The following is a 327-nucleotide window of genomic DNA, read 5'->3' as shown; positions in this document are numbered from 1 at the left end:
CCGATGGCCCCCATCGCGTACTCCGGCTGGCGCGGCACCCCGAGCTTGCGGACCACGATCACGTCCAGCGGTGCGTGCAGGGCGCGGGCGATCTCGAACGCGACCGGCACCCCGCCGCACGGGAGCCCCAGGATGACCTGGTCGCGCTCGTGCCGGTCCTCCAACACCGGAACCAGGCGCTGCCCGGCGTCGTACCGATCCGCAAAGGTCGTCATCCACGACACCTCCTGCCTGCCCTCCAGCATCGCACCGGAAGGCCGGCAGCCGGGCAAGGCCCGATCTCCACGGAACCTGCACACGTCGTGCACCCCATCCGACCATCGGGCC

The 327-nt window shown here is 71.6% G+C and carries 1 pseudogene; it reads right to left on the bottom strand.

What is annotated here, in order from left to right:
* Window positions 1-215 (bottom strand): annotated as a pseudogene (locus tag ACOADB_RS10665) (erythromycin esterase); the annotation flags it as partial.
* Window positions 216-327 lie beyond the last annotated feature (112 nt).

Origin of the sequence: Nocardioides sp. CPCC 206348, from assembly GCF_048654705.1 — a bacterium.
Taxonomy (GTDB): domain Bacteria; phylum Actinomycetota; class Actinomycetes; order Propionibacteriales; family Nocardioidaceae; genus Nocardioides.
The sequence above is the reverse complement of the archived record's forward strand: the minus strand, read 5'-3'. Positions and strand labels throughout refer to the sequence as shown.